We start from the raw sequence: 4,357 nt of genomic DNA on the forward strand, positions 1-4,357 counted from the left end.
CGGTCGGCGACGGCAAGGTCGCGGCGCGCCATCAGGCGGCACGCCGGGCGATCGCGCGCGCGGCCCGTTCGGGCTCGGCATCGATCACGTCGAGATAGGCGCGAACCGCGGGCGGGGGCATATGACGGCCGATCTCATACTGGCGGATATTGGCGAGGGGAATGCCATAAGTCTTGGCAAACTGCTCCTGGCTCATCCCGAGCCGATTGCGCAGCATGCGAATGCGCCGGCCCATCAGCCCGCGTTCGAGGCCAGCGACGGAGACGTCGAAATCTTCCGGATCATTCGGATCCGCGGGGATCGCGATCGTAGATTCTTTGCTCGCCACGGTTACTCCTTCGAACCGAAATCAGCCGTATGGCCGAGCCGCGCTCGACATACACAGCAGTCCATAATTGCGATCCGGCCCGGCCGACAGCCTTGAAGCGGTCTTCCCCGTCGATGGGCCGAATCGATGCAAGGATGACATAATCGACATCCTCGAACACCCGCGCGCCAAAGGTCAGCGGCACGCCATGCTTGGCGCGCGGTTCGCCGAATCCTTCGATGGGTCGAACTCGAACCGCAACTATGTGGTCCACATAGGTCCCAAATGCAACTGATTCAGGCAGCGACCGCCCGGCGGACGGTGCCGGTCATGCTGTTCGGGCCAGCCGCGACGAGCGTCACGTCGACGATGTCACCCGCCCGTGCGTTCGTGTCCACGTGCACCGACTGGAGCCACGGGGAGCGGCCGATCATCTGGCCCTCGTGCCTGCCTTCGCGCTCGATCAGCACCTGCGTGTCGACGCCCACCGTGGAGCGGTTGAACGCGAGCCGGTGATCGTTGATCCGCTCCTGCAGCCGCTGTAGCCTCTCGTCCATGATCTCGCGCGGAATCTGTTCCTCCATGGTTGCTGCCGGGGTGCCGGGCCGGGCGCTGTACTTGAACGAATAGGCCGATGCGTAACGCACCGTATCGACGATCTTCAGCGTCGCCTCGAAATCCTCGTCCGTCTCGCCGGGGAAGCCGACGATGAAGTCGCCGGATAGCGCGATGTCCGAGCGGGCGTCGCGCATCTTTTCGATGGTGGCGAGATAGGTTTCGACCGTGTGGCTTCGGTTCATGGCTTTCAAAATGCGGTTGCTGCCCGACTGCACCGGCAAGTGGAGATAGGGCATGAGCTTGGCGACCTCGCCATGGGCGGCGATGAGTTCGTCCGACATGTTGACCGGGTGCGAGGTGGTGTAGCGGATGCGCTCGAGTCCATCGATCGTGGCGAGTGTGCGGATCAGGTCGGCGAGCCCGCGGTTCCCATCGGCCCACGCGTTCACGTTCTGGCCGAGCAGCACGATTTCGCGCGCGCCTGCGTCGACCAGCGCGTGCGCCTCGGTGACGATGTCGGCCCACGGCCGCGAAATCTCCGCGCCGCGGGTGTAGGGCACGACGCAATAGGTACAGAATTTGTCGCAACCTTCCTGGACGGTCAGGAACGAGCTCGGGTTCGCGCGTCGCCGCTGCGGGAAGGCGTCGAATTTGCTGATCGCCGGCATGTCGGTGTCGACCGGCCGGGCACCGCGCGCCGCTCGAGCGACCATTCCGGGCAGGCGGTGATAGGCTTGCGGGCCAACCACGATGTCGATCATCGGTGAACGGCGCTTCGCCTCGGCGGCTTCGGCCTGAGCGACGCAACCGGCGAGCGCGACCAGCGGCCTGGTGCCGTCCTCGCGCATCATCCGGCCGACGTCCGAATAGGCCTTTTCGGCCGCTTTCTCGCGGATGTGGCAGGTGTTTAGCACGACGAGGTCCGCATCGTCGGTCTCGGCGGCCGGCATCATGCCTTCGGCGCTCAGCAACTCGGCCATGCGCTCGCCGTCATAGACGTTCATCTGGCAGCCGAAGCTTTTGATTTTGAAAGTCCTGGGTGTCATCGCGGCTCGCCTATAGGCGAGTGCGGGGGCGACTTGAAGCCGAGCGTTGCGGCGATCGCGTCACGCGCCGCTTTCGTGAGCTGCTTGCGGCCGCCTCCGCGGTCGAGCGGCGCAAGGACGCGGATCGTAACCGGCAGGGCTCCCCTGCGTCCGAGCAGGCGCAGGACATTGTCCTTGCCCGGCTCCTCGTACCAGCCGACCTCCGCCGCGGCGGGACCATAGTCAATCACAACCGGCCGGATTGCGACGTCCCTCGCGGCGAAATTGGCGGCCTCGAGCAAGGTCGATCGGAACGGCAGCAGGTGCGTTCCGGGGCCGGTGGTCCCTTCCGGGAACAGAGCAATGGGCTGACCGGCTTCGAGAGCCTTGGCGATGGCGAGCGCCTGGTCCTTCGCCCCCCGCACGTGGCTGCGCTTCACGTAGACCGTGCTGTTCTGGTCGGCGAGCCAGTGGATCAGCGGGCGCCCCAGCTCCGCCTTCGACACAAAAGCACATTGGGTCGCACCGCCGAGCACGATAATGTCGAGCCAGCTGGTGTGGTTGGCGATCAATAGCGTGTGTGGCTCGATCGGAGCGCCTTCGACCCGGACTCTCGCGCCGATGATCCACCCCGCCGCGGCGAGGAACCGCTGCGGCCAGGGCGAACGTCGCAGCATGCGCTTCGTGATGATGTGGATCGGCGCGAGCACCGCGAACAGCAGCAGCAGGCCCGCGATGCGCAGGCATGCCCGCAGGTACAGCCTCGCCCCCTCAGCGGTCGCGATTGAGCGAGACCCCGTAGAGCTCCATCCGGTGATCGACGAGGCGGAAGCCGAGCTTTTCCGCGATCCGCCTCTGGAGCGCCTCGAGCTCGTCGTCGACGAACTCGATGACGTTGCCCGTCTCCACGTCGATCAGATGGTCGTGATGGGTCTCGGACGCAGCCTCGTAGCGAGAGCGGCCGTCACCGAACTCGTGCCGCTCGAGGATCCCCGCTTCCTCGAACAGCCGCACGGTGCGGTAGACGGTCGCGATCGAAATGTTGGGATCGATCGCTGACGCCCGGGTGTGAAGCGTCTCGACATCGGGATGGTCCTCGCTGTCGCCGAGGACGCGGGCGATCACCTTGCGCTGCTCGGTGATGCGCAGGCCCTTGTCGGCGCACAGCGCCTCGATGTCGATCGTCCGCGTCATGGGTCCAAGGTAAGCATCGGCGAGGGCACGGTCAAAGCCTTGTCCTCGTCATTGCGAGGAGCGAAAGCGACGACGCAATCTGCCTCGACGGCTCGATGCTTCGCTCGCAATGACGATTTACTTCCCCGAGCGCGTACGCCGGCGCTTGGTGCCGAGCCCGATCGACTTCGCCAACGTGCGGCGCTGTTCGGCATAATTGGGCGCGACCATCGGATAGTCCGCGGCAAGTCCCCACTTCTGCCGGTACTGGTCGGGAGTCATGTTGTAATGGGTCATCAGATGCCGCTTGAGCATCTTCAGCTTCTTCCCGTCCTCGAGGCAGACGATATAGTCCGGCTTGATCGACGAGCGGATCGAGACCTTGGGCTCCGGCTTCGGCTCTGGCGCGCTCCCGCTGCGCGAAATTCCGCTGAGCGCCCCGTGAACGTTTTGAATGAGATTCGGCAAATCGTTCACGGCAACGCTGTTGTTGCTGACGTGCGCGGCGACGATGTCGGCGGTCAGGGTCAGCAGCGTGTCTTCGGCACCTTCATTGTCGGCCATTGCGAATTCCCCGAATAAGTGAGCAGAGTTCGCGCGCGAATTCACGCACGGCGGCCCGCACTAGTCAGATATATTCCCGGCGGCAAGTGCGGCCAAAGAAATCGCGCCGGAGAGATACTTATCTAAAGTTCGCAGGCGAGGGTGATGGCGTCGTACCTCTTCCCATCGCTTGCATGGTAATAGTTGCGTCTTCGCCCGACCGGGGCAAAACCCGCGCGCTGGTACATGCCGATCGCCGGATTGCCGTCGCGCACTTCGAGATGAACTCGACGCAGGCCGGCGTCGCGACCGCCGTCGATGAAATGGTCGAGCAGGAGTCCGCCGACGCCCCGCCGCTGCTCGTCCGGCAGGACTGCAAGCAGAAGTAGCTCGGATTCGTCGGCGACGGTCCGAACGAGCGAAAAGCCGACCACCGCATCGCGCGCGCGCTCGACCGCAAGCGTCAGCAAGACTCCGGCCATCGGCAGGATTCCGCTGAGCTGCGACCGCGTCCACGCCTCACCGAAGCGGTCGCCGAAGGCCGCCTCCATCACTTGCATCACGGCACCGATCTGGTCCGGAGTGCCGGGCGCGATGCGGATGTCCTCGGCAAGCGCCGGCGTCGCCATCACGCCGCCTCCCGCACGCGTGCATCCGGCGCGCGAGCATAGACGGGCCTGGCCGGAAGAGTTCGCAATTCGGCAGGAAGGCCGAGCGCGTCCGCCGCCGACGGCCAGCCTTCGCGCGCCTC

The 4,357-nt window shown here is 65.2% G+C and carries 7 protein-coding genes; all 7 read right to left on the minus strand.

Features of this window, described 5'->3' with window-relative positions:
* Window positions 1-31: 31 nt before the first annotated feature.
* The 7 genes from GH737_RS13255 to GH737_RS13285 all read right to left on the minus strand — a co-directional run bounded on the left by GH737_RS13255 (window position 32) and on the right by GH737_RS13285 (window position 4,235).
* Entirely contained in the window at window positions 32-328 is a 297-nt protein-coding gene (locus GH737_RS13255) for a helix-turn-helix domain-containing protein (RefSeq protein ID WP_155265271.1), read from the minus strand.
* A complete protein-coding gene (locus GH737_RS13260; RefSeq protein ID WP_338061786.1) occupies window positions 282-581 on the minus strand; it encodes a BrnT family toxin in 300 nt (99 codons plus the stop codon). The genes GH737_RS13255 and GH737_RS13260 overlap by 47 nt, the downstream gene beginning before the upstream one ends.
* Window positions 582-603: 22 nt before the next feature.
* Entirely contained in the window at window positions 604-1,911 is a 1,308-nt protein-coding gene (gene miaB / locus GH737_RS13265) for a tRNA (N6-isopentenyl adenosine(37)-C2)-methylthiotransferase MiaB (RefSeq protein WP_155265272.1), read from the minus strand.
* On the minus strand, window positions 1,908-2,600 hold the full coding sequence (locus GH737_RS13270) for a lysophospholipid acyltransferase family protein (RefSeq protein WP_155265273.1): 693 nt from the start codon (window positions 2,598-2,600) through the stop codon (window positions 1,908-1,910). The genes miaB and GH737_RS13270 overlap by 4 nt, the downstream gene beginning before the upstream one ends.
* Window positions 2,601-2,661: 61 nt before the next feature.
* Window positions 2,662-3,084 carry a Fur family transcriptional regulator gene (locus tag GH737_RS13275; protein WP_155265274.1) on the minus strand — a complete coding sequence of 141 codons (423 nt, stop codon included), beginning with the start codon at window positions 3,082-3,084 and terminating at the stop codon, window positions 2,662-2,664.
* Window positions 3,085-3,201: 117 nt separating this feature from the next.
* Window positions 3,202-3,627, minus strand: a complete 426-nt coding sequence (locus tag GH737_RS13280) for a Ros/MucR family transcriptional regulator (RefSeq protein ID WP_155265275.1) — start codon at window positions 3,625-3,627, stop codon at window positions 3,202-3,204.
* A 122-nt stretch (window positions 3,628-3,749) separates the two neighbouring features.
* Window positions 3,750-4,235, minus strand: a complete 486-nt coding sequence (locus tag GH737_RS13285) for a GNAT family N-acetyltransferase (protein ID WP_155265276.1) — start codon at window positions 4,233-4,235, stop codon at window positions 3,750-3,752.
* Window positions 4,236-4,357: the final 122 nt, after the last annotated feature.

The sequence above is a fragment of the Sphingomonas segetis genome, assembly GCF_009720245.1.
In the GTDB taxonomy this organism is placed as follows: domain Bacteria; phylum Pseudomonadota; class Alphaproteobacteria; order Sphingomonadales; family Sphingomonadaceae; genus Sphingomicrobium; species Sphingomicrobium segetis.

Excerpts from the sequence above, each read along its gene's own strand:
- miaB (WP_155265272.1), bottom strand. The coding sequence starts at position 1,911 with ATGACACCCAGGACTTTCAAAATCAAAAGCTTCGGCTGCCAGATGAAC.
- GH737_RS13275 (WP_155265274.1), bottom strand. The coding sequence starts at position 3,084 with ATGACGCGGACGATCGACATCGAGGCGCTGTGCGCCGACAAGGGCCTG.
- GH737_RS13280 (WP_155265275.1), bottom strand. The coding sequence starts at position 3,627 with ATGGCCGACAATGAAGGTGCCGAAGACACGCTGCTGACCCTGACCGCC.
- GH737_RS13285 (WP_155265276.1), bottom strand. The coding sequence starts at position 4,235 with ATGGCGACGCCGGCGCTTGCCGAGGACATCCGCATCGCGCCCGGCACT.